The sequence below is a fragment of the Hyphomonas sp. FCG-A18 genome, assembly GCF_045287255.1.
In the GTDB taxonomy this organism is placed as follows: domain Bacteria; phylum Pseudomonadota; class Alphaproteobacteria; order Caulobacterales; family Hyphomonadaceae; genus Henriciella.
On sequence record NZ_CP137142.1, the window covers coordinates 1,606,325 to 1,631,055 of the forward strand.

28 protein-coding genes and 3 tRNA genes are annotated in these 24,731 nt (G+C 54.8%); 18 read left to right on the top strand and 13 right to left on the bottom strand.

The features are described 5' to 3' along the window. Window positions 1–3: 3 nt before the first annotated feature. The 3 genes from RYZ27_RS07880 to arfB form a co-directional block, all read right to left on the bottom strand. The gene (locus RYZ27_RS07880) at window positions 4–267 is read right to left on the bottom strand and encodes a DUF4212 domain-containing protein (RefSeq protein ID WP_406678947.1); all 264 of its coding nucleotides are present in this window, start codon (window positions 265–267) and stop codon (window positions 4–6) included. Between the two features lie 92 nt (window positions 268–359). Next, window positions 360–566 carry a hypothetical protein gene (locus RYZ27_RS07885; protein ID WP_406678948.1) on the bottom strand — a complete coding sequence of 69 codons (207 nt, stop codon included), beginning with the start codon at window positions 564–566 and terminating at the stop codon, window positions 360–362. Between the two features lie 80 nt (window positions 567–646). Continuing rightward, complete coding sequence (arfB, locus tag RYZ27_RS07890) at window positions 647–1,078, bottom strand: alternative ribosome rescue aminoacyl-tRNA hydrolase ArfB (RefSeq protein WP_406678949.1); 432 nt, start codon at window positions 1,076–1,078, stop codon at window positions 647–649. A gap of 115 nt (window positions 1,079–1,193) precedes the next feature. On the opposite strand from arfB, the gene RYZ27_RS07895 reads away from it, so the two are divergent. After that, window positions 1,194–2,063: an RcnB family protein gene (locus RYZ27_RS07895; RefSeq protein WP_406678950.1), complete on the top strand. Its 870-nt coding sequence runs from the start codon at window positions 1,194–1,196 to the stop codon at window positions 2,061–2,063. A gap of 69 nt (window positions 2,064–2,132) precedes the next feature. On the opposite strand, the gene RYZ27_RS07900 is transcribed toward RYZ27_RS07895, so the two are convergent. From RYZ27_RS07900 to RYZ27_RS07930, 7 genes are all read right to left on the bottom strand, one after another. Next, window positions 2,133–2,209: transfer RNA gene (locus RYZ27_RS07900), tRNA-Arg, on the bottom strand. Between the two features lie 12 nt (window positions 2,210–2,221). Beyond that, a complete protein-coding gene (locus RYZ27_RS07905; protein WP_406678951.1) occupies window positions 2,222–2,527 on the bottom strand; it encodes an ETC complex I subunit in 306 nt (101 codons plus the stop codon). Window positions 2,528–2,547: 20 nt separating this feature from the next. Further along, window positions 2,548–2,624, bottom strand: a tRNA-Pro gene (locus tag RYZ27_RS07910). Window positions 2,625–2,661: 37 nt separating this feature from the next. After that, complete coding sequence (locus RYZ27_RS07915) at window positions 2,662–3,099, bottom strand: PaaI family thioesterase (RefSeq protein WP_406678952.1); 438 nt, start codon at window positions 3,097–3,099, stop codon at window positions 2,662–2,664. Further along, window positions 3,099–3,566, bottom strand: coding sequence for a DUF192 domain-containing protein (locus RYZ27_RS07920; protein WP_406678953.1), 468 nt, complete (start codon window positions 3,564–3,566; stop codon window positions 3,099–3,101). The genes RYZ27_RS07915 and RYZ27_RS07920 overlap by 1 nt, the downstream gene beginning before the upstream one ends. Before the next feature lie 50 nt (window positions 3,567–3,616). Continuing rightward, window positions 3,617–4,102 carry a cold-shock protein gene (locus tag RYZ27_RS07925; RefSeq protein ID WP_406678954.1) on the bottom strand — a complete coding sequence of 162 codons (486 nt, stop codon included), beginning with the start codon at window positions 4,100–4,102 and terminating at the stop codon, window positions 3,617–3,619. Between the two features lie 124 nt (window positions 4,103–4,226). Next, window positions 4,227–4,301 (bottom strand) — tRNA-Glu (locus RYZ27_RS07930). Between the two features lie 244 nt (window positions 4,302–4,545). On the opposite strand from RYZ27_RS07930, the gene groES reads away from it, so the two are divergent. The 14 genes from groES (at window position 4,546) to RYZ27_RS08000 (ending at window position 18,690) form a co-directional block, all read left to right on the top strand. Further along, on the top strand, window positions 4,546–4,836 hold the full coding sequence (gene groES, locus RYZ27_RS07935; RefSeq protein WP_406678955.1) for a co-chaperone GroES: 291 nt from the start codon (window positions 4,546–4,548) through the stop codon (window positions 4,834–4,836). Window positions 4,837–4,945: 109 nt separating this feature from the next. Further along, the gene (groL, locus tag RYZ27_RS07940; RefSeq protein ID WP_406678956.1) at window positions 4,946–6,583 is read left to right on the top strand and encodes a chaperonin GroEL; all 1,638 of its coding nucleotides are present in this window, start codon (window positions 4,946–4,948) and stop codon (window positions 6,581–6,583) included. 135 nt (window positions 6,584–6,718) lie between these two features. Further along, the gene (locus RYZ27_RS07945) at window positions 6,719–7,417 is read left to right on the top strand and encodes a CoA transferase subunit A (protein ID WP_406678957.1); all 699 of its coding nucleotides are present in this window, start codon (window positions 6,719–6,721) and stop codon (window positions 7,415–7,417) included. Beyond that, a complete protein-coding gene (locus tag RYZ27_RS07950) occupies window positions 7,417–8,046 on the top strand; it encodes a CoA transferase subunit B (RefSeq protein ID WP_406678958.1) in 630 nt (209 codons plus the stop codon). Before RYZ27_RS07945 ends, RYZ27_RS07950 begins: the two co-directional genes overlap by 1 nt. Window positions 8,047–8,055: 9 nt before the next feature. Continuing rightward, the gene (locus RYZ27_RS07955; protein ID WP_406678959.1) at window positions 8,056–8,682 is read left to right on the top strand and encodes a hypothetical protein; all 627 of its coding nucleotides are present in this window, start codon (window positions 8,056–8,058) and stop codon (window positions 8,680–8,682) included. A gap of 17 nt (window positions 8,683–8,699) precedes the next feature. Then, the gene (locus RYZ27_RS07960) at window positions 8,700–9,032 is read left to right on the top strand and encodes a zinc ribbon domain-containing protein YjdM (RefSeq protein ID WP_406678960.1); all 333 of its coding nucleotides are present in this window, start codon (window positions 8,700–8,702) and stop codon (window positions 9,030–9,032) included. A gap of 83 nt (window positions 9,033–9,115) precedes the next feature. Further along, window positions 9,116–10,627, top strand: coding sequence for an acetyl-CoA acetyltransferase (locus tag RYZ27_RS07965; protein ID WP_406678961.1), 1,512 nt, complete (start codon window positions 9,116–9,118; stop codon window positions 10,625–10,627). Between the two features lie 106 nt (window positions 10,628–10,733). Further along, a complete protein-coding gene (locus tag RYZ27_RS07970) occupies window positions 10,734–11,822 on the top strand; it encodes a phosphotransferase family protein (protein ID WP_406678962.1) in 1,089 nt (362 codons plus the stop codon). Next, window positions 11,819–12,184: a DUF3088 family protein gene (locus RYZ27_RS07975; protein ID WP_406678963.1), complete on the top strand. Its 366-nt coding sequence runs from the start codon at window positions 11,819–11,821 to the stop codon at window positions 12,182–12,184. Before RYZ27_RS07970 ends, RYZ27_RS07975 begins: the two co-directional genes overlap by 4 nt. A 144-nt stretch (window positions 12,185–12,328) precedes the next feature. Beyond that, window positions 12,329–12,952 carry an ATP-dependent Clp protease proteolytic subunit gene (locus RYZ27_RS07980; protein WP_406678964.1) on the top strand — a complete coding sequence of 208 codons (624 nt, stop codon included), beginning with the start codon at window positions 12,329–12,331 and terminating at the stop codon, window positions 12,950–12,952. 130 nt (window positions 12,953–13,082) lie between these two features. Further along, entirely contained in the window at window positions 13,083–14,348 is a 1,266-nt protein-coding gene (gene clpX / locus RYZ27_RS07985) for an ATP-dependent Clp protease ATP-binding subunit ClpX (protein ID WP_406678965.1), read from the top strand. Window positions 14,349–14,517: 169 nt separating this feature from the next. Next, the gene (gene lon / locus RYZ27_RS07990) at window positions 14,518–16,929 is read left to right on the top strand and encodes an endopeptidase La (RefSeq protein WP_406678966.1); all 2,412 of its coding nucleotides are present in this window, start codon (window positions 14,518–14,520) and stop codon (window positions 16,927–16,929) included. 168 nt (window positions 16,930–17,097) lie between these two features. Beyond that, window positions 17,098–17,718 carry a helix-turn-helix transcriptional regulator gene (locus RYZ27_RS07995; protein ID WP_406678967.1) on the top strand — a complete coding sequence of 207 codons (621 nt, stop codon included), beginning with the start codon at window positions 17,098–17,100 and terminating at the stop codon, window positions 17,716–17,718. Between the two features lie 72 nt (window positions 17,719–17,790). Next, window positions 17,791–18,690: a LysR family transcriptional regulator gene (locus tag RYZ27_RS08000; RefSeq protein WP_406678968.1), complete on the top strand. Its 900-nt coding sequence runs from the start codon at window positions 17,791–17,793 to the stop codon at window positions 18,688–18,690. Window positions 18,691–18,924: 234 nt separating this feature from the next. On the opposite strand, the gene RYZ27_RS08005 is transcribed toward RYZ27_RS08000, so the two are convergent. Then, window positions 18,925–20,160 (bottom strand): argininosuccinate synthase, encoded by a 1,236-nt coding sequence (locus tag RYZ27_RS08005; RefSeq protein ID WP_406678969.1) that lies wholly within the window; start codon window positions 20,158–20,160, stop codon window positions 18,925–18,927. Window positions 20,161–20,365: 205 nt separating this feature from the next. Between RYZ27_RS08005 and RYZ27_RS08010 the strand changes: the two genes are divergently transcribed. The 3 genes from RYZ27_RS08010 (at window position 20,366) to RYZ27_RS08020 (ending at window position 23,569) form a co-directional block, all read left to right on the top strand. After that, window positions 20,366–21,136, top strand: a complete 771-nt coding sequence (locus RYZ27_RS08010) for a VWA domain-containing protein (RefSeq protein WP_406678970.1) — start codon at window positions 20,366–20,368, stop codon at window positions 21,134–21,136. 139 nt (window positions 21,137–21,275) lie between these two features. After that, window positions 21,276–22,982, top strand: a complete 1,707-nt coding sequence (locus RYZ27_RS08015; protein ID WP_406678971.1) for a hypothetical protein — start codon at window positions 21,276–21,278, stop codon at window positions 22,980–22,982. A gap of 14 nt (window positions 22,983–22,996) precedes the next feature. Continuing rightward, entirely contained in the window at window positions 22,997–23,569 is a 573-nt protein-coding gene (locus tag RYZ27_RS08020) for a hypothetical protein (protein WP_406678972.1), read from the top strand. A gap of 55 nt (window positions 23,570–23,624) precedes the next feature. Here the strand turns inward: RYZ27_RS08020 and RYZ27_RS08025 are convergent, their stop codons facing one another. Then, window positions 23,625–24,350 (bottom strand): SdpI family protein, encoded by a 726-nt coding sequence (locus RYZ27_RS08025; protein WP_406678973.1) that lies wholly within the window; start codon window positions 24,348–24,350, stop codon window positions 23,625–23,627. Beyond that, window positions 24,347–24,643: a metalloregulator ArsR/SmtB family transcription factor gene (locus tag RYZ27_RS08030; RefSeq protein WP_406678974.1), complete on the bottom strand. Its 297-nt coding sequence runs from the start codon at window positions 24,641–24,643 to the stop codon at window positions 24,347–24,349. The genes RYZ27_RS08025 and RYZ27_RS08030 overlap by 4 nt, the downstream gene beginning before the upstream one ends. Between the last annotated feature and the right edge of the window lie 88 nt (window positions 24,644–24,731).

The following is a 24,731-nucleotide window of genomic DNA, read 5'->3' on the forward strand; positions in this document are numbered from 1 at the left end:
ACCCTATCCTTTCACGCCGAATTTCTTCTCAAGGCGGTTCATCGCGTAGCAATAGTACCCAATGAGGCCGAGGAAGACGTAGATCGCGCCTTGTTGCGCAAACCAGAAGCCGAGCGGCGCACCGCCGATCGAGACTTGATCCAGGACATCCCGGAAGAGAATGCCAGCGCCGTAAGACGCGACAAACCAGATGACGAGAAGTGTAATGGTCAAACGAACCGTCGCCGCCCAATACCCTTTCGTATCGATTTCATTGATATCTTGCACTTTGCAGGTCCTCCCCTGTCATTATCTTGGACGGCCTTTGCCGCAGATACAGGGTCGGGGAGAATGCCGCCTTTGCGTAGACGGACTTTGGTCTAAGCCTCGTCTGAGCCCGGTTTTTCAGCTTTGAAAGCGCGCCATTCGCGCCAGCCGCTATACATGAGATAACCAGCAATCAGCAGGCCGCCCGCAAGATATAGCTCACGAAAGCCAAGTCCCGGCTCTACCAGCGCATTGGCCATGCGAAAGGCAAACAAAAGCGCCATAAGAATACCCAGCGCAATCATGATATGATGTTTCATACTATCGTCTCCTTCCGCTGTTTAGAGACTGGCGCGTGTCAGGACATCGCGCAAGCAGGCGAGACTAAAGTCTTATCAGCTCAATCGTCAGATTGAACTTTACCACGAAGGGATTTCACCTCGCTGCGCACTTTCTTGGCCTTCAGACGGCGCCGCACCGCCCCTTTTGTGGGCTTTGTTGCGATCCGGCGTTTGGGTGGCTTGGCCACGCCGCGCACCATCTCTGCTAGACGTTTACGCGCGGCTTCGCGGTTCAAGGCCTGTGAACGATGATCCTTGGCTTCGATGATGATGTCACCATCCTTGGTCAGGCGTGATCCAAAACGACGGCAGAAACGCGCTTTTACGGCTGCCGGCAAGGCGCTTGCCTCAACATTCCAGCGCAACTGGACGGCAGTGGACACTTTGTTGACATTCTGCCCGCCCGGACCGGAGGCGCGCACGAATTGCTCGACCAGTTCCCATTCGGGAATGGACAGCTCATCGGTCACCTTGATTGCCCCGCTCTGCAAGCTGAAGCCTCCGTTCAGTTAAAGTTCAGCCTGTGAGTGGCAGCTTACATCCAAGGCTGGAAAGGATCTGACAGGATTGTCCTGTTTGCTCCGTCCCTAACCGAAGGAGGTGACTATGACCATCCTCACGAAACTTGTGGCCGGTGTTGCTGCATCTGCCTTGAGCTTTGCCACCCTGGCCCCTGCGGCCATGGCGACCAAGCCTGATAATGGGCGTTTTACCCATGCTTCGGAACGCCCGCAGAATCGCGAGGCTCGTAGCGAACGCCGTCAGGAAAGACGGGCGGAGCGACGGTTTGAAGAAAGACGTTCAGAACGGCGTGATGACCGCCGAGCAGAGCGCCGTGAAGTTCGTCGCGACGAAAGACGTACGGAAAGACGCCAAGAACGCCGCGCAGAACGTAGAGATGAACGACGCGCGGATATAAGAGAAGAACGTCGAACCGAGAGACGCGCCGAGCGTAGAGAAGAGCGGCGCGCAGATAGACGAGAGGAACGCAGAGCGGAGAGACGTGCGGACCGCCGGGACGATCGGCGTTATGAGCGCCGTCAGGAAAGACGCGCGGAGCGGCGCTATCGTGATCGTGTCGAGAACCGCCAGATCAGACGGCACGCCTATCGGGATGGCTATCGCGATGCCCGGCGTCACTACCGCCATTCAGGCTATCGCTATCACACACCACGGCGCCACTATTACAGTCGTCCACGGCATTATCGGCCATACTATGCTAGGCCTCATCATAGCCGCGTGATCTATGGACGGTATCACCGCCCGCACTACCACTATACCCCGCGGTATCGCATTGGTGGCTATTATGGTTACCACCAGCATACGGTGATCCTGAGTGATTATTGGGCCTATGGTCTCTACGATCCACCACATGGGTATCACTGGGTCCGTGACCATGACACGGGCGATGCTATCCTCGCCTCTGTCGCTACCGGTGCCATCATCGGCCTGATCATCGGAGCCTTGGCAAACTAACCAGATAGCAACCAAAACAGAAAAGCCTGCTTTCACGAGCAGGCTTTTTTCTTGCGTGAATAGTAAGAATGGCGACCCCTGCAGGATTCGAACCTGCGACCGTCCGCTTAGAAGGCGGGTGCTCTATCCAGCTGAGCTAAGGGGCCGAACCAAAAGGATCAGTGCGTCCAGGGTTGCTTCCTGTCAAACGCGAAATTCTCTGAATAGGATTTTACCAAACGTTTTGTCTCGCGCGGCTCTTCAACCGTGAAGGTCAGTTCTTCGCGCTTGGCATAGGCAATGGCCTGCTCACGCGTATCAAAATGCAAGCGAACCTGTCCGGTTGTATCATCAATGCTGGTCCAGCCCATCAAAGGGTCAACGCTGCGACTTCCACCATTGGTAAACTCGAGCACCCACTCCCTGGTTTTACCGCGCCCGGACTGCATGGCTGTTTTAGCAGGCTTGTAGATACGGGCGTCCATAGAAACCTCCGGGGACAAAATGGTCGGAGCGAGAGGATTCGAACCTCCGACCCCCTGGTCCCAAACCAGGTGCGCTACCAGGCTGCGCCACGCTCCGGACTCCCGATATACTTTGGGTTTTTTGAACCGCAACCCTATTTTGCTGTGCGACGCAGTGACCGGAATGTCGCATCGGCTCTGGCAGCCAGCTTTCCCCCGTCAATCAACAGATCTGCGCTGACTTGGACGATACCATTTTCTGCAGAAAGCACGACTGGATGGGCTTCCAGCCAGTCATGCAGACGCACAGTTTCATAGAAATGCATGGTCAGTTTAAGCGTCACGGACATTTTTTGGGTGGCATTCCAAACCGCAACAGCGAGCGAACGGTCAGCAAAAGCGCTGGCCATCCCCCCATGCAGAAAGCCCATCCCATTGCAATGGCGGTCCAGGACGAACATGCCTGAACGCAGGTCACCCTTGGCACTCGTCATGTAAACGGGACCATTATGATTGGTGAACCGTCCGCGAGAGGACGACAGGACGAAGCCATCTGGAACACGAAGATGATCGGGCAGGTCCGATTCGCGCATTACTCTTCAGTGTCAGTATTACCAAAGATCGGATGAATAACGGTGTCCATCGGCTCAATCCCAAGCTCGGCCGCGCGCCCGCCATTCAGCTCAAGAACCGCTTTAACTGGAATACCTGCTGAAATAGTCCGCAAAGAGCCGGGCACGGTGTTACGCGCAATCATCTCAATCGTACCATCTGTGGAAATGAAGAGCATGTCGAGCGAGATCAGTGTATTCTTCATATACATCGCCGGATCGCGTGGCTGGGCGAAATCGAACAACATGCCCGCATCGGCGTCCATGCTCTCGCGGTTCATCAGGCCATAACTGATTTCTTCCTGATCATCGGCAATTTCGACCGTGAACGTATGCGAACCTTCATCGGTTTCAATTGTGAGCGGCGTGACCTGCATAGGATCGGCATGCGCTGCCAGTGAAATGGCAGAAAGAGCAAGGGCTACAGCGGCAGAATGAATGTATCTCATACGGTTCGATTAACCGCCTGAGCAGCCTCAGGCAAGCAACAAAAAACGGCTCAATCGGCCTTAATCTGTTTGACGTTGAGTCCTTTATTGCCATTCGAGATGACAACATCCAAAGTCATACCCGGCTCAACTGTTTCCAATCCCGCACGCCTGACGGTCGTAATGTGCAGGAAAATATCTTCGCTCTGCCCCGTTCTGTTCACAAAGCCAAAGCCTTTGACGTTGTCGAACCACTTAACAGTGACAGCCTCAAAAACTACAGCACTGCCGCGGCGCTCTGAAACCATCGAGCGTTCCATCTCTATGATATGAGCGACCTGCCACCCCTTCTCCCGAAGCTCTATATTGCACACAATGCGTGCGCCTTCATCGACAAGGTTCTCACCATAGGCCCGTAAACAGGAGACATGCAGCATGACATCGCCATCGATGCTGACGCTTTCGACAGTCTCAGGAATGATGAAGCCAAAGCCCTTGCTGATATCAAACCATTTGACATGGCCGATCATTCGCACCGCTTCGGGCTCGTTAATCATATCAGGATTTGTTTCAGCAGTGCTCACTCAACGCCCCTTATTGCCCAATATCTAAACATGGACTCACGTAAAGTCACCTACAAGGCGAACATGTCAGACATTTTTCTAGTGAATGGTGGCAAACTGGCACTCCCTAGGGGAATCGAACCCCTCTTTCCAGGTTGAAAACCTGGCGTCCTAACCGATAGACGAAGGGAGCGCTCTGTTTGAACGGGCGATATAGCGGGGTGGGTTTTGCGTTGCAAGCATCTTCGTGCGTCGATGTGATATTTTTTGCAGAAAGCCCAAAAATCCTGAAAAGAATTGTTTCCAATGTGTTGACGCTCGCCCTACTGACACCTACTTCCCCGCCATCGTTAGCAGTCTAAGGGCGCGAGTGCTAAAGCACTCAAACTCATGCCAGCGAACCAAACAATTCAACCTGACGAACAAAGGGTATGTCCATGAAGTTCCGTCCATTAGGCGACCGCGTTCTGGTCCGCCGCGTCGAAGAAGCCACCAAAACTGCTGGTGGCATCATCATTCCAGACACAGCAACTGAAAAGCCACAGGAAGGCGAAGTCCTCGCTGTTGGTAATGGCGCAATCGGCGATGACAATGAGCGTGTTCCGCTCGACGTAAAGCCAGGCGACAAAATCCTATTCGGCAAATGGGGTGGCACCGAGGTCAAGATTGACGGTGAAGACCTGCTGATCATGAAAGAAAGCGACATCATGGGTGTGATCGAGAGCTAGGCCCTCTTGCTGGTCGCGCTGGTTTAACTGAAAACTGCAAACACTTTTCAGGCCCGCGCTCTCACTCACTCGTCGTTTCAACTGAAATTCAAATCAAGGATTGAGCACAATGGCTGCAAAAATCGTAAAGTTCGGTGCTTCTGCACGCGAAAAAATGCTCCGCGGTGTCGACACACTGGCTGATGCCGTAAAAACAACCCTCGGCCCAAAAGGCCGCAACGTTGTTATCGAAAAATCATTCGGTGCCCCGCGCACAACCAAAGACGGTGTAACCGTTGCTAAAGAGATCGAGCTTGAAGATAAGTTCGAGAACATGGGCGCCCAGATGCTTCGCGAAGTTGCATCTAAAGCCAACGATGTTGCCGGTGACGGTACAACAACCGCGACTGTTCTGGCTCAGGCCATCGTTCGTGAAGGCCTTAAGCGCGTTGCCGCCGGTATGAACCCAATGGACCTGAAGCGCGGTATCGATAAAGCTGCTGCTGAAGTTGTTTCTGACCTTGCTCACCACTCTCGCAAAGTCTCAGCAAACAGTGAAATCGCTCAGGTTGGCGCGATCTCTGCGAACGGCGACAGCGAAGTTGGCGACATGATCGCTCAGGCGATGGAAAAAGTCGGCAATGAAGGCGTCATCACAGTTGAAGAAGCCAAGTCTCTCGAAACTGAACTCGACGTTGTTGAGGGTATGCAGTTCGACCGCGGCTACCTGTCTCCATACTTCGTCACCAATGCTGACAAGATGACGGCTGAGCTGGATGATCCATACATCCTGCTGCACGAGAAGAAGCTGTCTTCCCTCCAGCCAATGCTGCCAATCCTTGAAAACGTTGTTCAGTCTCAGCGCCCACTGCTGATCATTGCTGAAGACGTAGACGGCGAAGCGCTGGCCACTCTGGTTGTCAACAAGCTGCGTGGCGGTCTGAAAATCGCTGCGGTGAAAGCACCAGGTTTCGGTGACCGTCGTAAAGCCATGCTGCAGGACATTGCGATCCTGACAGGCGGTCAGGTCATCTCTGAAGACCTCGGTATCAAGCTTGAGAACGTCTCTCTCGACATGCTCGGCACAGCCAAGCGCGTAAACATCACCAAAGACGACACAACCGTTGTTGATGGTGCTGGCGGTAAAGACGAAATCGAAGCCCGTGTTGGTCAGATCCGCAAGCAGATCGAAGATACATCTTCTGATTATGACCGTGAGAAGCTGCAAGAGCGTCTGGCGAAACTCGCTGGCGGTGTTGCAGTCATCAAGGTTGGCGGCGCAACTGAAATCGAAGTGAAAGAGCGTAAGGACCGCGTTGATGACGCGCTGAACGCGACCCGCGCTGCGGTTGAAGAAGGTATCGTCCCTGGCGGCGGTACAGCTCTGCTTTACGCAGCCGGCAATATCGACGTCAAAGGCATCAATGATGACGAGCAGGCCGGTATCGATATCGTCCGCAAGGCGCTTGAAGCTCCAATCCGTCAGATTGCTGAGAACGCTGGTGTTGAAGGCTCTGTTGTCGTCAACACAATCGTCAACCAGAAGGAGAAGACCTACGGCTTCAACGCGCAGACTGAAGAGTATGGCGACCTGGTTGAAATGGGTGTTATCGACCCAGCTAAAGTGGTTCGCTCTGCCCTGCAGAACGCCGCTTCTGTTGCAGGCCTTCTGATCACCACAGAAGCCGCGATTGCCGAAGCGCCAAAAGCGGACGCCCCTGCAATGCCAGGTGGCGGTATGCCAGACATGGGCGGCATGGGCTTCTAAGCCAACCCGCATAACGAATGAGAAAGCCTCGGAGCACATGCTTCGGGGCTTTTTCTATATGAGCGAAACTGTCCTTTTCAGTCGCGCTAGAGAGTCCCCTTGCACCTTACGCTAACGCAGCGTAACGAACACCGCATGAGCAAAGTATATGACAGCGCAGCCGCAGCGCTTGAAGGCGTTTTGTTCGACGGCATAACGATTGCCGCCGGAGGATTTGGTCTTTGTGGCATTCCAGAGCTTTCAATCGCGGCGATCCGTGATGCAGGGACGAAAGACCTGACCGTCTATTCCAATAATGCGGGTGTGGATGAGTTTGGCCTCGGTGTTCTGCTGCAGACCCGGCAGGTCAAGAAAATGTGCTCGTCTTATGTGGGTGAGAATGCCGAGTTTATGCGCCAATACCTCTCTGGTGAGCTGGAGCTGGAATTTAATCCGCAAGGCACGCTCGCTGAGCGGATGCGCGCTGGCGGCGCAGGCATTCCGGGCTTTTATACCAAGACCGGTGTTGGCACCGTCATCGCTGAGGGCAAGGAAGTGAAGTCTTTCAATGGCGAGGACTATATCCTCGAAGAAGGCATCTTTGCTGACCTCGCCATCGTCAAAGCCTGGAAAGCCGACACGACTGGCAATGCCATCTTCCGCAAGACCGCCCGCAACTTCAACCTGCCCGCAGCAACCTGTGGCAAGATTTGCGTCATGGAAGTCGAAGAGATTGTCGAACCCGGCACACTCGACCCGGACCATATTCATATTCCCGGCATCTATGTGCACCGCCTCGTGCAAGGCGAACATGAGAAGCGGATCGAGCAACGCACTGTAAGGGAGAAAGCCTAATGCCCTGGACACGTGATGATATGGCGGCGCGGGCCGCGCAAGAGCTTGAAGACGGGATGTATGTAAACCTCGGGATCGGTATTCCGACACTGGTTGCCAACCATATTCCGGACGGCATGACCGTTACCCTTCAGAGCGAGAACGGCATGCTCGGCATGGGGCCGTTTCCGTTTGAGGGTGAGGAAGACGCGGACCTGATCAATGCGGGTAAGCAGACAATTACCGAACTGCCCCATACCGCCTATTTCGACAGCGCCACCAGCTTTGGCATGATCCGTGGTGGCAAGATTGCGATGGCGATCCTCGGAGCCATGGAAGTCGCCGAAAATGGCGACCTTGCCAATTGGATGATCCCCGGTAAGCTCGTCAAAGGCATGGGCGGGGCCATGGATCTCGTAGCGGGCGTTGGCCGCGTGATTGTCATTACCGATCACAATAACAAGAAGGGCGACGCCAAGCTGCTCAAGGCGTGCACCCTGCCTCTGACTGGCAAGAATGTTGTTGACCGGATCATTACCGACCTCGGCGTCTTTGATGTGGTAGAAGGTGGCTTGAAAGTGGTCGAGCTGGCTCCTGACGTAACCATGGACATGGTTGAGGACCGCACCGAAGCCGCTCTGGTCAACTAGAGCCGTATCATGCCCCTGCAGAACCGCGTTGATCCATTTTCCAAGATCCATGCGGTGTCTGCACGGGGGCTATTCACCGGCAATCGCGGCATCATCCATGACGCGGATACGCAGACCCTGAAGAAAACCAGCTGGGCAGCCGAAGGCTGGGTCATCTGTACGCTCGCCCCTCTACCCCGTCGTGAGAAACGCACACGCCTGATGAGTCAGGGTTGTTGGACAGAGCTGTTCTTTCTCGACGAGTTTACGGGCCTCGCCGCTGGTCATCGCCCTTGTTATGCCTGCCGCAAACAAGAGGCTGCTGCGTTCAGGGATGCCGCTGGTGTTGAGAAAGTGAGCCACCTCAACACGTTGATCAATGCAGAGATGAAACCGCGCCTTCGGATGCGCGGCCCTGCTTCACCAGACCCATGCAATCCGCATGACTTGCCCGACGGTGCGATGTTTGCGGTTGAGGGAAACGCCTATCTGAAATGGCATGGCCGAGCGATCAAATGGTCGTTTGAGGGCTATTCAGACCCAATTGACCTACCCAAGAGCGGCCTTCGGTTGACCCCTGAAGTCACCTGCAAGGCGCTTCGCAACGGTTATGCCCCAGTTGCGCATCCAAGCCTTTCCGCGTTTGTGGCGACATAAGCCACAAAGGTCATCCGATGTCTCTGTCCCCATGTCCAAAATGCGCCAGTGAGTTCACCTATGAGGATGGCGCGCTGCTTGTTTGCCCGGAGTGCGGCCATGAATGGTCGGCTGATCCAAATCTCGACCCGGATACCAAAGTCTTCAAAGATGCGAATGGCAATACACTGGTCGATGGAGACACGGTGACTGTGATCAAGGACTTGAAGGTCAAAGGCTCTTCCCTCGTTGTGAAGGTCGGCACCAAGGTGACTAATATCCGCCTGATCGATGGCGACCATGACATTGATTGCAAAATCCCCGGCATTGGCCCGATGCAACTGAAAACACAGTTCGTGAAGAAGGCTTAGCTTCGCCCTCCCCCAACGGCACGGATTGAACCTAGCCCTCAATTGCCTATCCCTCAGCTCAAACAGTATCGGGAGACAGCATCATGCCAAAGGGATCCATCCCTGTTCTTGTCGGGGTCGGGCAGTTTACCAGCCATTGGGATGGCACGGAGGGCGCTGATGGGGCGCCAAGCCCGAAGAGCTTGTGCGTTACGGCTGCTGAAACCGCCCTTAAAGATGCTGGCATCCCAGCAAGTGCGATTGATACGCTGGCTGTGGTCCGAATTTTTGAAGACTCGGTGCCCGGCGATAATCACCCACATGGGCACAATTCAAACCTGCCCGGCACAATTGCCCGTGATCTTGGCGCAACGCCACAACGCGCGATCTATGCTGCCGTTGGCGGACAGAGTCCACAGCAACTCGCGAATGAGATGGCCGCTCGTATTCATGCCGGAGAAGTTGAGTGCGCCCTAATCACCGGGTCAGAGGCCAACAAGGCCTCAAAAGCCGCGCGTAAGCATGGCGTGGCGATCGATTGGACCGATACCAGTGACCTCGCCTTCGAGGATCGCGGTATGGGTGACATGCTGCTGAGCCGGACCGAGATCAAACATGGCATCATTGCCCCGGCCTATTTCTATGCCTTCTTTGAAAACGCAATGGCCGCGCGGGAGGGTCAAACCCGTAGTGAGCGCCGAACCGTAATGTCGAGCCTGTTCGCCAAGTTCGCAGCTGTCGCGGCAAACAACCCACACTCACAATTCGATACAAGCAGCTTTAACACTGACTTCCTCGCGACACCCAGCAAAGCAAACTATCCATTCGCGGACCCCTTCCTGAAATGGCATATTGCACAAGATGCGGTGAATCAGGGCGCGGCGATGATCCTGATGTCCGAAGAGAAAGCCAATGAACTTGGTGTGGCACAGGACAAGCGCGTCTACCTGCATGGCGGCGGCGAAGCCGGGGATGACTATATTTCTGAGCGCCCGAAACTGGATGGCTCGTGGGCTATGGAAACCGCGATCGCGCGCGCGCTGACACAAGCAGGTAAGACGCCAGCCGATATGGCGGCCTTTGATCTCTATTCCTGTTTCCCGTGCGCAGTGTTCAGCTCTATGGCGGTGCTTGGTATTGATCACGAAACGGAAACCCGTCCCCTGACCGTCACCGGCGGTCTGCCCTTCTTTGGCGGGCCGGGGAACAATTACTCCCTGCATGGCATTGTTAGTATGACAGAGCATCTTCGTGCCAATCGGGGGGAATATGGCCTTGTTCTCGCAAATGGTGGCTGGATGACCAAGGAAGCAGTTGGCGTCTGGTCGACAGAAAAACCCTCAACCTTTGCGCCTGTCGAACCGATGGCAAAAGCCCCTACGAAAGTCACCCTGACGGACGTCCCAAGTACCGGAACCATTGAGACCTATACCGTTACCCACGGCAAGAATGGCCCGTCCGGCGGCATCGTCTTTGCCCGTACCGAAGACGGCGAGCGCTTTATTGCGGTCGCTGCGCCGGAAGCGTTACCACGCCTTCTGGAAGAGGATAGCCCGGTAGGCCTGTCGATTTCTGTTACAAGCGAAAATGAGCGCAACACTTTCGTCTTCGCGTAGAATTGAAGACGCAATAGGCTGCCCTGCCCCAGCGTTCGGGATTTACGCCCGGCATGCTTACGCTAAGTAGGGAGTGTAAAATGAAATATGACGGGAGGCCTGCACCATGGTCCATGGCGGCAATGCACAGGAAATGTTCACAGGCACAAAGGATGTGGCTGACAGCCACAAGTTCAACGAGGCAAACCTCGCCGCGTGGATGGAAGCCAATGTCGAAGGCTATGAAGGCCCACTGACCGTCAAACAGTTCAAAGGCGGGCAATCCAACCCGACCTATAAACTGTTCACCCCGAACAAAACCTATGTGATGCGCCGCAAGCCTCCAGGTAAACTGCTACCATCCGCACATGCTGTGGATCGCGAGTTTCGCGTCATCAACGCACTCTACCCGCTCGGCTTCCCGGTCGCGCGCCCTTATGGGCTTTGTATGGATGAGGATGTCGTCGGCACGATTTTCTACATCATGGATTGTGTCGAGGGCCGCATCCTCTGGGATGGCACCCTACCTGATTCTGATCCTGCTGAACGCCGAGCGATCTATGAAGCCAAGGTCAAAACCTTTGCTGACTTGCATAACGTCGACTGGCGCGCCGCGGGCCTCGAAGGCTTCGGCAAGGAAGGCGACTATATCGCGCGCCAGACCCATCGCTGGTCCAAACAATATGTCGCCTCTGAGACGGACAAGATTGACGAGATGGACAAGCTGATGGCCTGGCTGCCGGAGAATATTCCGCCCGGTGACAAGACCACAATCGTCCATGGTGATTATCGCCTCGACAATATGATCCTGCACCCGACCGAGCCAAAAGTGATTGCGGTGCTCGATTGGGAATTGTGTACGCTGGGCGACCCGCTGGCGGATTTCACCTATCACCTGATGAATTGGGTAATGCCAAGCTCTGATCCCGCGCGCGGCGCCATCGTCGATATTGAAAACCTGAAAGAGTACGGCATCCCGACGATGGAGGAATATACTGACCTCTATTGCGGCTATACTGGCCGGGACGGTCTGCCGGAGTTGAACTTCTACTTCGCCTATAATGCCTTCCGCCTCGCCGCGATTTGTCAGGGCATTGTCGGTCGTGTCCGTGATGGCACCGCCAATAGCGCGCAAGCCGCCAGCATGGCTGAGCGCGTGAAGCCGCTCGCCGTATTCGCTGCTGATTGCGCGCGTAAAGCAGGCATGGCCGGATGACCGGATTCGCGCGCGATATTCTGTTTCTCTTGCCGCCCGGTTTTGAGGATAATGACCGCCGCGAGTTCTGCCCTGAATGCGCAGAGCTGTGGGGCGTCCTCTCCTACTTCCCGTCGATCAAGGACAGCGTCGAGATCCGGCATGTCGGCATCGAACATCCACGCGCGCCCATCTGCGCGCTGCTTGGCGATGGACAGTGGAACGCGCCCACGCTCGTGCTCGGTCCGGGCAATCGCGCAGCGGATGATGTTCCGATTGAAACCGCAGCCGGGCGCGAATTCATCGGCAGCGCTCGCGGGATTGCGCTTTATTGGGCCAGGAAATACGGCACACCTGTACCCAGAGGATACACACCACGCTAACAGCATCAGCCAAGGTCTTAACCCTTTGCACCAGTAAGACTGAGCTTTAACCGCGATCCACACCTTGCAACGTCTTGCGAATGGACAAATATGGAAGCGTCTGCCAGACCGTGGCAAACAGATTATACGATGCAAGGTTCTCCGATGATTGATCTCCGTCCGACTGATGTAAATCTCGTCCCAACTGTTATTGAGCAGACGAGCCGCGGAGAGCGGGCCTTTGACATCTTTTCCCGACTCCTCAAAGAGCGGATCATTTTCATTACCGGCCCGATTGATGATGCGACCGCCGCGCTGGTCTCTGCGCAGCTTTTGTTTCTGGAGTCCGAGAACCCGAAAAAAGACATCGCGATGTATATTAACAGCCCGGGTGGTTACGTAACCGCCGGTCTCGCGATCTATGACACGATGCAATATATCCGCTGCCCAATCTCGACCGTCTGCATCGGTCAGGCCGCCAGCATGGGCTCTCTCTTGCTCTCTGCCGGTGAGCCCGGTTCCCGCATCGCCTTGCCCAATGCCCGTGTGATGGTGCACCAGCCTTCAGGCGGTTATCGCGGTGTTGCCACAGACATTGAGCGTCATGCCGAGGAAATCCTCGACCTGAAGAAGCGTCTGAACAATATCTACGTCAAACACACTGGCCAAGAATATGACACAATCGAGCGCAAACTTGATCGTGATACGTTCATGACGGCTGAAGAGGCGAAAGAGTTTGGCATTATCGATACCGTATTCGAGCGGCGCGCAGACGAAGACGAAAGCTAGTTTATCCGCTGATATCGCGATGCGAGCGCGGGCTTGCACACTGCGTTTGAGGCTCTAAAGTTCAATTTTAATGGGCAGTGCGGCGCTTTTTAAAGCCCGTGTTAATCCCTGTCCGTCATTGAGGTTGCCTATGGCAAAGCAAAATGGTTCCGGCGATTCTAAGAATACGCTCTATTGTTCCTTCTGTGGCAAAAGCCAGCATGAGGTGAAAAAACTCATCGCAGGCCCGACAGTGTTCATCTGTGATGAATGCGTTGAGCTCTGTATGGACATCATTCGGGAAGAGAACAAAACCTCTGGCTTCAAGGCCAAGGAAGGTGTTCCGACCCCGGCTGAGATTTGCGAGGTCCTCGATGACTATGTGATCGGCCAACCTTATGCCAAGCGCATCCTCTCGGTTGCGGTTCACAACCATTACAAGCGCCTCGCCAACCCTGGTGGCTCGGATGGCGTTGAGCTGGCCAAATCGAATATCATGCTGATCGGACCGACCGGTTGCGGTAAGACCTTGCTGGCTCAAACGCTTGCACGCGTTTTGGACGTACCATTCACAATGGCCGACGCCACGACGCTGACTGAAGCCGGTTATGTTGGTGAAGATGTTGAGAATATCGTCCTGAAACTGCTGCAGGCCTCTGACTATAATGTCGAACGGGCCCAGCGCGGCATCGTTTACATTGATGAGATCGACAAGATTTCCCGCAAATCGGACAACCCATCCATAACGCGCGATGTGTCTGGCGAAGGGGTTCAACAGGCCCTGCTTAAGCTGATGGAAGGCACGGTTGCCGCTGTTCCTCCACAAGGCGGGCGCAAGCACCCGCAACAGGAATTCCTGCAAGTCGACACGACCAACATCCTGTTCATTTGTGGCGGTGCCTTTGCAGGTCTCGACAAGATCATCTCTTCACGCGGTGAGAGCACAACAATCGGCTTCGGTGCTGCGGTCAAAGATCCGGAAGCGCGCCGTGTTGGTGAAATCCTCCGGACCGTCGAACCAGAAGACCTTCAGCGCTACGGCCTGATCCCGGAATTCATTGGTCGTCTGCCCGTTCTGGCAACACTTGAAGACCTCGACGAAGACGCGCTGATCACCATTCTCACAGAGCCAAAGAATGCGCTGGTCAAACAGTATCAAAAACTGTTTGAGATGGAGAGTGTTGACCTGACCTTCACGGATGATGCGCTAACCGCGATCGCCCAAAAGGCCATCACCCGGAAAACAGGGGCTCGTGGCCTGCGTTCCATCATGGAGGCTATCCTGCTCGACACCATGTATGAGCTGCCAAGCCTGCGTGGTGTTTCAGAAGTTGTGATCAATGCCGAAGTGGTCGCAGGCAATACCAAGCCACTTTACGTGCATACTGAGCAAGCACAGCCTAACGAGGCGTCATAATCAGGTAGATTTTATCCGTAGGATGAAATTGCCTGATTTCCACCGTTTTTTTGCGGTTGAAGTGCCATACTCGGTACATCACATGAGACATATGCCAGAATCATCCAACAATAGGATGAAGGCGTCAGGTTGCCGCTGAGCGGGGCCTGTCATCAAAAGGAGTCTCGATATGACGACGACAAAAACCCTCCCAGTGCTTCCCCTTCGGGACATTGTGGTCTTCCCAGACATGGTGGCGCCGCTTTTTGTGGGCCGGGACAAGTCTGTACGTGCCCTTGAAATGGTCGAAGAAGGCCAAAACGAAATTATGCTGGTCGCCCAAAAGGACCCCGCCACGGATGACCCGAATGGCGAGGATGTCCATGTTATTGGAACGACCGCCACCATCCTGCAGCTTCTGAAGCTTCCTGACGGGACCGTCAAAGTCCTTGTTGAAGGTGGCGCGCGCGCGCGCGTTCACTCGCTCGTCGATAAGGGTGATCACTATGTCGCCGAAGTTGAAGCAATTGCGCCCATCGATGCTGAAGGCGGCGAGATTGAAGCCATGCTGCGCGCTGTCGTTGAGCAATTTGAAAATTACGCCAAGCTGAACCGGAAAATTCCACCGGAATCCGTCTCCACGATTGGTGAGATTACCGATGCTGGAAAGCTGGCCGATGCAGTGGCCTCCCAGCTTCAAGTCAAGCTGGCTGAGAAACAGGCTTTGCTTGAGCTACCCGACGCCAAAGCCCGTCTGGAAAAGGTTCTCTCCCTGATGGAAGGCGAGATGGGCATGATGCAGATGGAGCGGAAGATCAAAAACCGCGTCAAGCGTCAGATGGAGAAGTCCCAGCGCGAGTATTACCTGAATGAGCAAATGAAAGCCATTCAGCGTGAGCTTGGCGATGGCGGCGAAGGCGAGCGCGACGAAGTTGCCGAGATCGAAGACAAGATCAAGGAAGCTGGCCTCTCAGAAGAAGCCCGCACCAAGGCTGAAGCTGAGGTCAAAAAGCTTCGCCAGATGAGCCCGATGTCGGCTGAATCGACAGTCGTACGAAACTATCTCGACTGGATTCTGTCTCTGCCATGGGACAAGCGCAAGGATATCTCAACCGATCTCATTGCCGCTGAGAAGCAGCTAAATGACGACCATTATGGCCTCGACAAGGTCAAGGAGCGCATCCTTGAATATCTTGCCGTTCAGAAACGCACGAACAAGCTGCGTGGTCCGATCCTGTGTCTCGTTGGCCCTCCAGGGGTTGGTAAGACCTCGCTGGGCAAGTCGATTGCGGAAGCGACCGGACGCGACTTTGTGCGCGTCTCTCTGGGCGGCGTTCGTGATGAGTCAGAAATCCGCGGCCACCGCCGGACCTATATCGGCTCTATGCCGGGACGGATCATTCAGAGCCTGAAGAAAGCCAAGACGGGTAACCCCCTCTTCCTGCTCGATGAGATCGACAAGATGGGCATGGACCATCGCGGCGATCCGTCTGCGGCTCTGCTTGAGGTGCTCGATCCGGCGCAGAACTCGACCTTCAACGACCACTATCTTGAAGTCGATTATGACCTGTCGGACATCATGTTTGTCACGACGGCCAACAGCCTCAACATGCCTCAGCCACTTCTTGATCGGATGGAGATCATCCGTATCGCGGGCTATACCGAGGATGAGAAGCTTGAAATCGCTCGTCGTCACCTGTTGCCAAAGATCAAGGAAGATCACGGCCTTGGCGATGCGGAATGGCTTGTTGAAGACAGCGCCATCCGTAACCTGCTGCGCTATTACACGCGTGAAGCCGGGGTCCGCTCGCTTGAACGTGAGTTGGCAAAGCTTGCCCGTAAGGCCGTGCGTGAGCTCGGCAATGAAGGCACAGACGTGGTCCGCGTGACGGATGAGAATATTGCCGACTATTCCGGCGTTCAGAAATTCCGCTTCGGCCTTGCCGACGAGGAAGATCAGATCGGTGCCGTAACAGGCCTCGCCTGGACGGAAGTTGGCGGTGACCTGCTGACGATTGAAGCGCTCTCCATGCCAGGGCGTGGTAATACGAAAGTCACGGGCAACCTTCGCGATGTGATGAAAGAGTCGATTTCTGCGGCTGGGTCTCTGGTCCGCTCGCGAGCTGTTGATCTTGGCATCAAGCCGACAACCTTCAACACGACTGACATTCACGTTCACGTTCCTGATGGTGCAACGCCGAAGGATGGACCAAGTGCCGGTATCGCCATGACAACTGCGATGGTGTCTCTTCTGACCAGTAATCCGGTCCGCCGGGATGTGGCCATGACCGGAGAGGTCTCTCTGCGTGGACGCGTTCTGCCGATTGGTGGTTTGAAAGAAAAACTTCTGGCGGCGCTACGTGGCGGGATCAAGACGGTTCTGATCCCACAAGAGAATGAGAAAGACCTCGCCGATATTCCGGATAATGTGAAGGAAAGCCTGACCATTATCCCAGTATCGGACATTAAAGAGGTATTCTCTCATGCTCTGGTCCAGCCTCTGAGCCCCATTGAGTGGTCCGAAGCTGATGAAGCGGCACTGGCCGCGACCCTCTCTGGTCGCCCTGCGCCGACAGATGGGTCAGCGCCAGTTCGGCACTAGTCGAAGCTCTAGCAAAAAACACTGGAGAAAGCCGGGCCTTCGCGCTCGGCTTTTTCGTATAGCGGTACCCCAAGAACATAGCCTGCAAGCCATCCAAGATTGCTAGGACTTTATTCCTATGTTAGGGTTACCCTGCTCGATTCACTCTTCAAGTAAGCCGGACCGCTTATGAGACACACAGATATTTGGCGCGGCCTTGATGCCATTGCAGAACACCATGAGATGAGCGTTTCCGGCCTGGCGCGACTGGCAGGTCTGGACCCGACAAGCTTTAACAAGTCCAAGCGTGAATCGCGGGATGGACGTGCGCGCTGGCCATCCACCGAAAGCCTCGCCCGCGTGCTGGAAGCGGTTGATATGGGCTTTGATGACTTTGCAAGGCTGGTCGAAGGTCGCCTCAGCATCACGGCGCCCTTGTTGGGCTTTGCGCAAGCTGGTTCTGATGGCTTCTTTGATGATGCTGGCTTTCCAATAGATGCAGGATGGGAGCGCGTCCGCTTTCCCGGCGTAGATCAGGAAGATGGACTGTATGCCCTGGAAATCTCCGGTAACAGCATGGAACCTGCTTACCGCGCCGGGGATCGTATCATCGTTTCCCCAGCGACACAGATCCACCTTGGCGATCGCGTTGTGGCCAAGACAGTTGCCGGGGAAGTCATGGCCAAAACCCTGCAACGGCAGTCGGCAAAAGCGATAGAACTTGCCTCTCTTAACCCCGACCACGCCTTACGCACTTTTAGGCCGAGTGAGATTGCTTGGATGGCGCGCATTCTCTGGGTAAGCCAGTAATTCTTTCATCAAGGGTCTAGCCAAGATAGGCCATAATGTTCCATTCAAACAGGCTGGTGTTGGAGGACAGGTATGGACTGGGATAAACTCAAGTCTTTTCACGCGGCTGCCGAAACGGGCAGCCTGACTGCGGCGGGTAACCGCCTGAACATTTCTCAATCCGCTGTATCCCGGCAGATTGCAGCGCTTGAGCAGCAATTGGGGGTATCCCTGTTCCAGCGTCACGCACGGGGTCTGGTTCTGACTGATGCGGGGCATACGCTGTATCGCTCGACTTCGGAGATGGCCACCGCCGCACAGGGGGCGAGTGCTGCCTTGCGCGACCAGCAGGATATTGCTCAAGGCGAGCTAACGGTAACCGCACCCGTGGCGTTTGGCTCCACATGGCTGGTGCCGCGCCTCGGACGGTTCATGGATCGCCACGAGGATATGCGCGTGGACCTGCGCCTCGATGATGGCGAGAATTATGACCTGCTCAAGCTTGAGGCTGAATGCGCCATTCGGCTTTGGGCGGCGGATAAAGCCGATCTTATTCAACGTAAACTCGGTACCGTTGGCACCAGTCTCTATGCTTCCCCAAGCTATCTGGCGACCCACGGCACCCCTGAAACCCCTGAAGAACTCGATCAACATCGTATCATTGCCTATGGCGATATTGCCTCGCCTATGGACAAGATGAGTTTTGCCCAGCGGGTTGGCCGCGACGATACAGAACCGCGAAAGGCTGCTCTGCTGGTCAACAATGTCCCCGCCATGTTGCGCGCTGTCGCCGCCGGGATCGGAATTGCTGACCTGCCAGACTATATGGCCAGCGCCGTCCCGGATCTAAAGAAAGTCCTGCCCGAACATAGAGGCCCACAATTCGACCTCTACTTTGTCTATCCAAGCGATCTGAAACGTTCAAAACGCGTCTCAGCCTTCAGGGACTTCCTGACCAAGGAAATCGAGGCTTTCCGGATTGCAAACAAGTAGGGGAAAGCCCCTATAATCATTACGAATTTGCATATGAAACTTGCTGAGATGCATGTTGATTTTGCGAGGGTCTTTCCCATATATGCGGTGTGTTACGGTTCCGGACACAACCCGATCACTCCTCCGATTGGGCGTTTCCTCCCCCAGACGGAACCAAACTTTATAAGCCCGGCGCGTTATCCGCAGCCGGGCTTTTTTTATGCTTTATATTAGCCGGTGAGGCACAAAAGCGCCCTACCCATTCTTCCCGAACTTGCGATCACGGCCCGCGAGGATGCGTAGGCGCAGGGCGTTCAGTTTGATGAAGCCCTCGGCGTCTTTCTGATCATAGGCACCATGATCATCCTCGAAGGTCACAATATCTTCGCGATAGAGGGAATATGGTGAGGTGCGGCCAATTAGGTGTGCTGCGCCTTTGTAGAGTTTCAAGCGCACTTCACCGCTAACATAGCGCTGAGAGTGATCAATCGCCGCCTGTAGCATTTCACGCTCAGGGCTCCACCAGAAACCATTATAGATCAGCTCAGCATATCTCGGCATAAGCTCATCTTTCAGGTGCCCAGCGCCGCGATCGAGGGTAATCTCTTCCATACCGCGGTGTGCGGTGAGCAGAATCGTACCGCCCGGTGTCTCGTAGATCCCGCGGGACTTCATACCGACAAAGCGGTTCTCCAAGAGGTCAAGGCGGCCAATGCCATGCTTGCGGCCATACTCGTTCAACGCCGTCAGCAATGTGGCCGGGCTCATCGCCTCGCCATTAATGGCAACCGGATCGCCCTTCTCAAAGGCGATCGTGATGATTTCCGGCGTGTCCGGCGCGTCTTCAGGGGCAACAGTGCGCTGGAACACATAGTCAGGGGCTTCCTCGCCTGGGTTTTCCAGCACGCGGCCCTCAGAAGAGGTGTGCAACAGATTGGCATCGACAGAGAACGGGGCCTCGCCGCGCTTATCCTTGGCAATCTCGATGCCATGCGTCTCAGCGAATTCGAGCAGGTCGGTGCGCGATTTGAAATCCCAATCCCGCCAAGGCGCGATGACCTTGATATCCGGGTTCAGGCCATAGTAGCCAAGTTCAAACCGGACCTGATCATTGCCTTTACCCGTCGCGCCATGACAGACCGCATCAGCGCCCATCTGGTCAGCAATCTCGATCTGGCGCTTGGAGATGAGCGGGCGTGCGATGGATGTCCCAAGCAGGTAAACCCCTTCATAAACCGCATTTGCCCGAAACATCGGGAAGACGAAATCGCGAACAAACTCTTCGCGCAAATCCTCAATAAAAATGTTCTCTGGCTTCACACCGGCAGCAAGTGCTTTGGCACGTGCTGGCTCCAACTCTTCGCCCTGCCCCAGATCGGCGGTGAATGTGATCACTTCACACCCAAACTCGACCTGCAACCATTTCAGGATAATCGAGGTGTCGAGACCACCAGAATAGGCCAAAACAACTTTCTTGGGCGCTGTGGACATAAGCGGGCTCCTCTTTACAGGCGGTCAAACATATCCGGCGCGGTATGGCGCGAGCAGAGAGAGCACGCAAGGGCAGATGAACGCACCGCAACATTTTCGCCCGAAAACAGCCGTTTTTGTCGTCAAATCACCCCATTTCGTATCCAGCGTCTGCCTTGTTTAGCGGGGATGCTTCCCAAATCGATCTGAATGGGAGGACCCGAAAATGAAGACGATTTATGCAAGCCTGTTTGGCGCCACGATGGCCACCGCCATGGTCTTGAGTGCAAACGCCCAAAAGCCAACGCCAGAATTTACGACCGCGCCCACGACATCCAATTCGGTCAGTTCCTACATCCTGCTTGACCGAACCGGGTCCATGAACTCTATCTGGGATGAAGCCCTGACCAGCGTAAACGCTTATGCCAAAGCCGTTGGCGAAACTGAGGAAGGCGAAGTCGACGATCTGGATACAACTGTCACACTGGCTGCGTTCGATCATCAGGATGGCTTCCAGTTCGACATTCTGCGGTCCGGCGTAGATCCCGAAAACTGGGAAACCGTGACCAGTGAAGAAGTCAGCCCCCGCGGTATGACCCCACTCTTTGATGCCATCAACCGCACCATCAGTCTCGCCGAAGCCGACAACCCAGAGAAGGCCGTCATCGTGATCATGACTGATGGTAAGGAGAACTCATCCTCTGAGGTGACCAAAGAAGGCGCAAAAGCCGCGCTTGAGCGCGCCGAAAAACGCGGCTGGGAGGTTGTCTTCCTCGGTGCTGAATTTGCCATGTTTGATGATGCTGATGCTGTCGGCGTTGCCCAAGACAAACAAATGGCCGTCAGCGCAGGCTCGCTAACCGCGACACAGGAGCGCCTCGCCAAAAAAGCGCGCTCTTATGGGAAAGGCGAAGAAGCTGAAATCATCTTTGATGAGCAAGACCGCGCCATTGCCGAAGAAGAAGATGTGAAAGAGCGCAAAGGCTCAAGCCGATAGGGTAACCTTAATACGGCCAACTAAACTGCGCTCGAGAACATAACTCGGTTATAAAAATCACTACTCCATAACCGCTATTGCCAGACTCTCTCTCACCGGACAGTCTGGCTTCAGTGCTTATCGAGTCGAGGGAGGTCGCATGATATCAGCATACAAGTCACCTTTAAGAGAGGTTTCCACAGCCATCGCCATCCTCATGGCCGGGGGCCTTGTTGCAGCATGTGGTGGTGGCGGAGGAGGTGGTGGTGGAACCACTGTCGTCCCGCCTCCTCCTCCCCCGCCGCCCCCTCCGCCGCCGCCACCGCCACCGCCATCTGGTACAGTGACAATTAGTGGTACGGTTACTTTCGATAAGGTCCCCCACAATCTCCCGAGCTTTCGGGGTTTGGACTATAGTGCGACAACGCAAGAGCCTGTGCGCGGGGCTATTCTGGAAGCTGTAGACGCTGGTGGAACAGTTCTGGCTACTGACACGCTTGATAATAGCGGCGCCTATGATGTGACCGTTGATGCAGGCACAGATGTGCGCATTCGCGTTCGTAGCCAGCTCCAAAATACGTCCGGGGCAACCTGGAACATTCAGGTTCTGGACAATACATCCAGCAATGCCATTTACATCCTAAATGGCAGCCTGAGCAGTTCCGGCACAGCTGACTCCACGCGCAATCTGAACGCTGGGTCAGGCTGGGGTGGGAGCAGTTATACGGGCACACGCGCAGCCGCTCCGTTTGCTATTCTCGACTCCATGTATGATGCGATTCAAGACATTGCTGCGGTAGACGCCGACGTTGTCTTCCCGGATCTGCAGGTTTTCTGGAGTACACAGAACAGGGCAGCTTCAGGCGACATTGCGAATGGCGAGATTGGTACCTCATCCTACACGCGGATCGGCGGTGTCCCAACCATTCTCATCCTCGGTGATGAGAATAATGATACGGATGAATATGATAGTCACGTCATTGTTCACGAGTTCGGGCACTATTTCGAGGATCAACTCTCACGGTCTGAATCAACCGGTGGCCCGCATAGCCTATCTCAACGCCTCGACCCACGCCTTGCCTTTGGTGAAGGTTGGGGAAATGCCTTCTCTGGTATGATCCTTGGCGACCCTAACTATCGTGACAGTGGCGGCACTGCACAGGCCGCGGGCTTTACGTTTAGTGTTGAAAACAATACCGCGACCAATCAGGGCTGGTTTAATGAAGCCTCTATTCAATCCATCCTGTACGATATTTTCGATAGTACAAATGATGGCCCAGATACAATATCGGCTGGGCTCGCTCCGATTTATGAAGCCTATACCAATGCCAGTTATCTGGCCTCAGGGGATTTCACGACAATCTTTTCCTTCGCCAGTCAGATCAGAACTGACAGTCGTGTAAGCGGCACAGTGTTGGACAACTTACTCACGGCACAAGGCATCTCAGGCACGGGTCCACGTGGAACCGGGGAAACCAATGATGGGGGGCGTTCACAAGTCCTGCCTATCTATAAGACAGCCACGATTGGCGGTGGCGCGGTTACGGTCTGCTCATCTGCAGTGAATGGCACGACCAATAAACTAGGGGTGAGAGATTTCATCACCCTGACTGTTCCTACAACGGGCACCTATACATTGACCGCAACAAAATCATCAGGTGCTGCGGCCACGACAGACCCGGATTTCTTTATCTGGGAGCAAGGCCGTCTGTTCACCAACAAAGTCGCTCGCAGCAGTGTGATCGACAGCGAGACATGGACCGGAACCCTGAATGCAGGCGTCACCTATGCTATCGAAATCTTTGACACGAATAATTTCGATAGCGCGAGTGCCGCCGATAGCTGCTTCGCATTCTCGGCATCATAATTGGAGGAAAGATCATGGATAGAATGAAAACAACTCTTGGTGCCCTTACAGCAACCATACTCCTCCTTGCAGGATGCAGTCAGACCGCATTGCAAGACCAGCAAGCGGTAACTGAAACGGCAAAAGAAGAACCTGCAAAACTCGGCCCACCGATCAAGACCGTGAAACCCGGAGCTGGTATTGCATTAGACTATGAGCTCGCTGGACCTGTTGCAGCGGGTGAGAATGGCAGCGTAACCCTGACACTAACAGAACTTTACCTGGAGGGCAGTCTAATCGTTGAAGCACGTGGGGATGATGGGCTAGAAGTTTTTGGCTCCGAAGCTTCAAGCCGCTTTGACCTAGCCAGCGCAGATACACATACAATGCGTGTGGAGTACCGCGCTGAAACTGACGGTGTCTACTATATCGGCCTCATGGCCACTGTAACGACAGCCGATGGTCAGCAAGAAACCCGTGCTCATTCTGTGCGCGTGGATATCGGTGACTGGCAAGCCGCAGAGGCCAAGGCTGAAAAACCACAAGTCGAAGTCTCAGAGAGCGGCGAAGCCATGGTCATTCTCGAAGCTGAAGAAACAACCGAGTAACGCGGCCTTATAATGCAAACGAATGCGAGGGAGCCTTGGCTCCCTCGTTCTGTATCTAGATTATATAATCTGACTCAACCTGCTTATCTGCAGCGCCCCGCCAGACAAGGAATGAGTAGATAAAACAGATCGCCGTTACTGTAAGCACCATGGCCGGGACTGCAAAGGCCAGCGCTAAACCATCCAGAACAAAGGCGATGACCAGCCCGACCAAGCCAACAAGCATGAACAGTCGGCCACCCAATCGGTGGGTCTTCTCCCACGCCTCATCACTCGACAGGGTCCATGGGGTCCGAATGCCGAGGAACCAGTTAGGCCGCGTTTTAGGCAGATAATTTCCCAGCACGATAAACATCAGCGCGGTACCAGCCATGACAAAGCGCACGAACGGGATACCGCTCACGTCCGGCCCGGCGGCAGTTGATACCGAAGAGACTTTCAACCAGCCAATACCGACTGAAACACCCGCAAGCAGGACCATCACGGCGACCCAGACGATGCCATATGTCTTGGCACTCTTTTCCAGATTGGCGCGGCGTGGGTCAAGCTTTGGAACGACCGCGAGTAAGATAGTCGTAAACAAGACAACGACTGGCATAACGGCCAGACCAAACATGGCTTCGCGTTTGCTGCCCCAACGATCAGCCTCACCCGCCGCATTCCAATGCAGCGGAATCTGTTCGCCTTCAGGCAGAGCCATCCAAACCCAAGCGATGACACCGAGCATCGTGGCGATCGCCAAGCCTGATGCAATGAGTCCATTTCGGATTGCGGTTTTCATTCTGCGGCCTCCTTTTGCTCGTCATCGCCATTGTCATGTCCGATCATCCCCATCAGGGAGCTAATCGCGTCCTCAATCACACTGGTATTGGCGCGGTAGATAATGCTGGTGCCCTTGCGTTCTGCCGTGATCAGATCTGCATCCTTAAGAACATTCAGATGCCGCGTGACCGTTGGCCAGGCTGCATCAAAATGTTCAGCCAGATCGCCTGAACTGCGGGGTCCCTTGCGCAGCATATCCATAACTTGCCGACGCAGAGGATGACCAAGGGCTTTGAAGACTTCATTTGCCATATTTGCTAATTAGCATTTTTGATAATTATGAGTCAAGCTAATTACCAAATGCCACGAGCCCATAGCCAAACCGGGCAGTCCCGTGTAT

Coding starts and splice junctions, on each gene's coding strand:
- RYZ27_RS07885 (WP_406678948.1), bottom strand. CDS start 566: ATGAAACATCATATCATGATTGCGCTGGGTATTCTTATGGCGCTTTTG.
- RYZ27_RS07895 (WP_406678950.1), top strand. CDS start 1,194: ATGACCATCCTCACGAAACTTGTGGCCGGTGTTGCTGCATCTGCCTTG.
- RYZ27_RS07905 (WP_406678951.1), bottom strand. CDS start 2,527: ATGGACGCCCGTATCTACAAGCCTGCTAAAACAGCCATGCAGTCCGGG.
- RYZ27_RS07915 (WP_406678952.1), bottom strand. CDS start 3,099: ATGCGCGAATCGGACCTGCCCGATCATCTTCGTGTTCCAGATGGCTTC.
- RYZ27_RS07920 (WP_406678953.1), bottom strand. CDS start 3,566: ATGAGATACATTCATTCTGCCGCTGTAGCCCTTGCTCTTTCTGCCATT.
- RYZ27_RS07925 (WP_406678954.1), bottom strand. CDS start 4,102: ATGATTAACGAGCCCGAAGCGGTGCGAATGATCGGCCATGTCAAATGG.
- groES (WP_406678955.1), top strand. CDS start 4,546: ATGAAGTTCCGTCCATTAGGCGACCGCGTTCTGGTCCGCCGCGTCGAA.
- groL (WP_406678956.1), top strand. CDS start 4,946: ATGGCTGCAAAAATCGTAAAGTTCGGTGCTTCTGCACGCGAAAAAATG.
- RYZ27_RS07945 (WP_406678957.1), top strand. CDS start 6,719: ATGAGCAAAGTATATGACAGCGCAGCCGCAGCGCTTGAAGGCGTTTTG.
- RYZ27_RS07950 (WP_406678958.1), top strand. CDS start 7,417: ATGCCCTGGACACGTGATGATATGGCGGCGCGGGCCGCGCAAGAGCTT.
- RYZ27_RS07955 (WP_406678959.1), top strand. CDS start 8,056: ATGCCCCTGCAGAACCGCGTTGATCCATTTTCCAAGATCCATGCGGTG.
- RYZ27_RS07960 (WP_406678960.1), top strand. CDS start 8,700: ATGTCTCTGTCCCCATGTCCAAAATGCGCCAGTGAGTTCACCTATGAG.
- RYZ27_RS07965 (WP_406678961.1), top strand. CDS start 9,116: ATGCCAAAGGGATCCATCCCTGTTCTTGTCGGGGTCGGGCAGTTTACC.
- RYZ27_RS07970 (WP_406678962.1), top strand. CDS start 10,734: ATGGTCCATGGCGGCAATGCACAGGAAATGTTCACAGGCACAAAGGAT.
- RYZ27_RS07975 (WP_406678963.1), top strand. CDS start 11,819: ATGACCGGATTCGCGCGCGATATTCTGTTTCTCTTGCCGCCCGGTTTT.
- RYZ27_RS07980 (WP_406678964.1), top strand. CDS start 12,329: ATGATTGATCTCCGTCCGACTGATGTAAATCTCGTCCCAACTGTTATT.
- clpX (WP_406678965.1), top strand. CDS start 13,083: ATGGCAAAGCAAAATGGTTCCGGCGATTCTAAGAATACGCTCTATTGT.
- lon (WP_406678966.1), top strand. CDS start 14,518: ATGACGACGACAAAAACCCTCCCAGTGCTTCCCCTTCGGGACATTGTG.
- RYZ27_RS07995 (WP_406678967.1), top strand. CDS start 17,098: ATGAGACACACAGATATTTGGCGCGGCCTTGATGCCATTGCAGAACAC.
- RYZ27_RS08000 (WP_406678968.1), top strand. CDS start 17,791: ATGGACTGGGATAAACTCAAGTCTTTTCACGCGGCTGCCGAAACGGGC.
- RYZ27_RS08005 (WP_406678969.1), bottom strand. CDS start 20,160: ATGTCCACAGCGCCCAAGAAAGTTGTTTTGGCCTATTCTGGTGGTCTC.
- RYZ27_RS08010 (WP_406678970.1), top strand. CDS start 20,366: ATGAAGACGATTTATGCAAGCCTGTTTGGCGCCACGATGGCCACCGCC.
- RYZ27_RS08015 (WP_406678971.1), top strand. CDS start 21,276: ATGATATCAGCATACAAGTCACCTTTAAGAGAGGTTTCCACAGCCATC.
- RYZ27_RS08020 (WP_406678972.1), top strand. CDS start 22,997: ATGGATAGAATGAAAACAACTCTTGGTGCCCTTACAGCAACCATACTC.
- RYZ27_RS08025 (WP_406678973.1), bottom strand. CDS start 24,350: ATGAAAACCGCAATCCGAAATGGACTCATTGCATCAGGCTTGGCGATC.
- RYZ27_RS08030 (WP_406678974.1), bottom strand. CDS start 24,643: ATGGCAAATGAAGTCTTCAAAGCCCTTGGTCATCCTCTGCGTCGGCAA.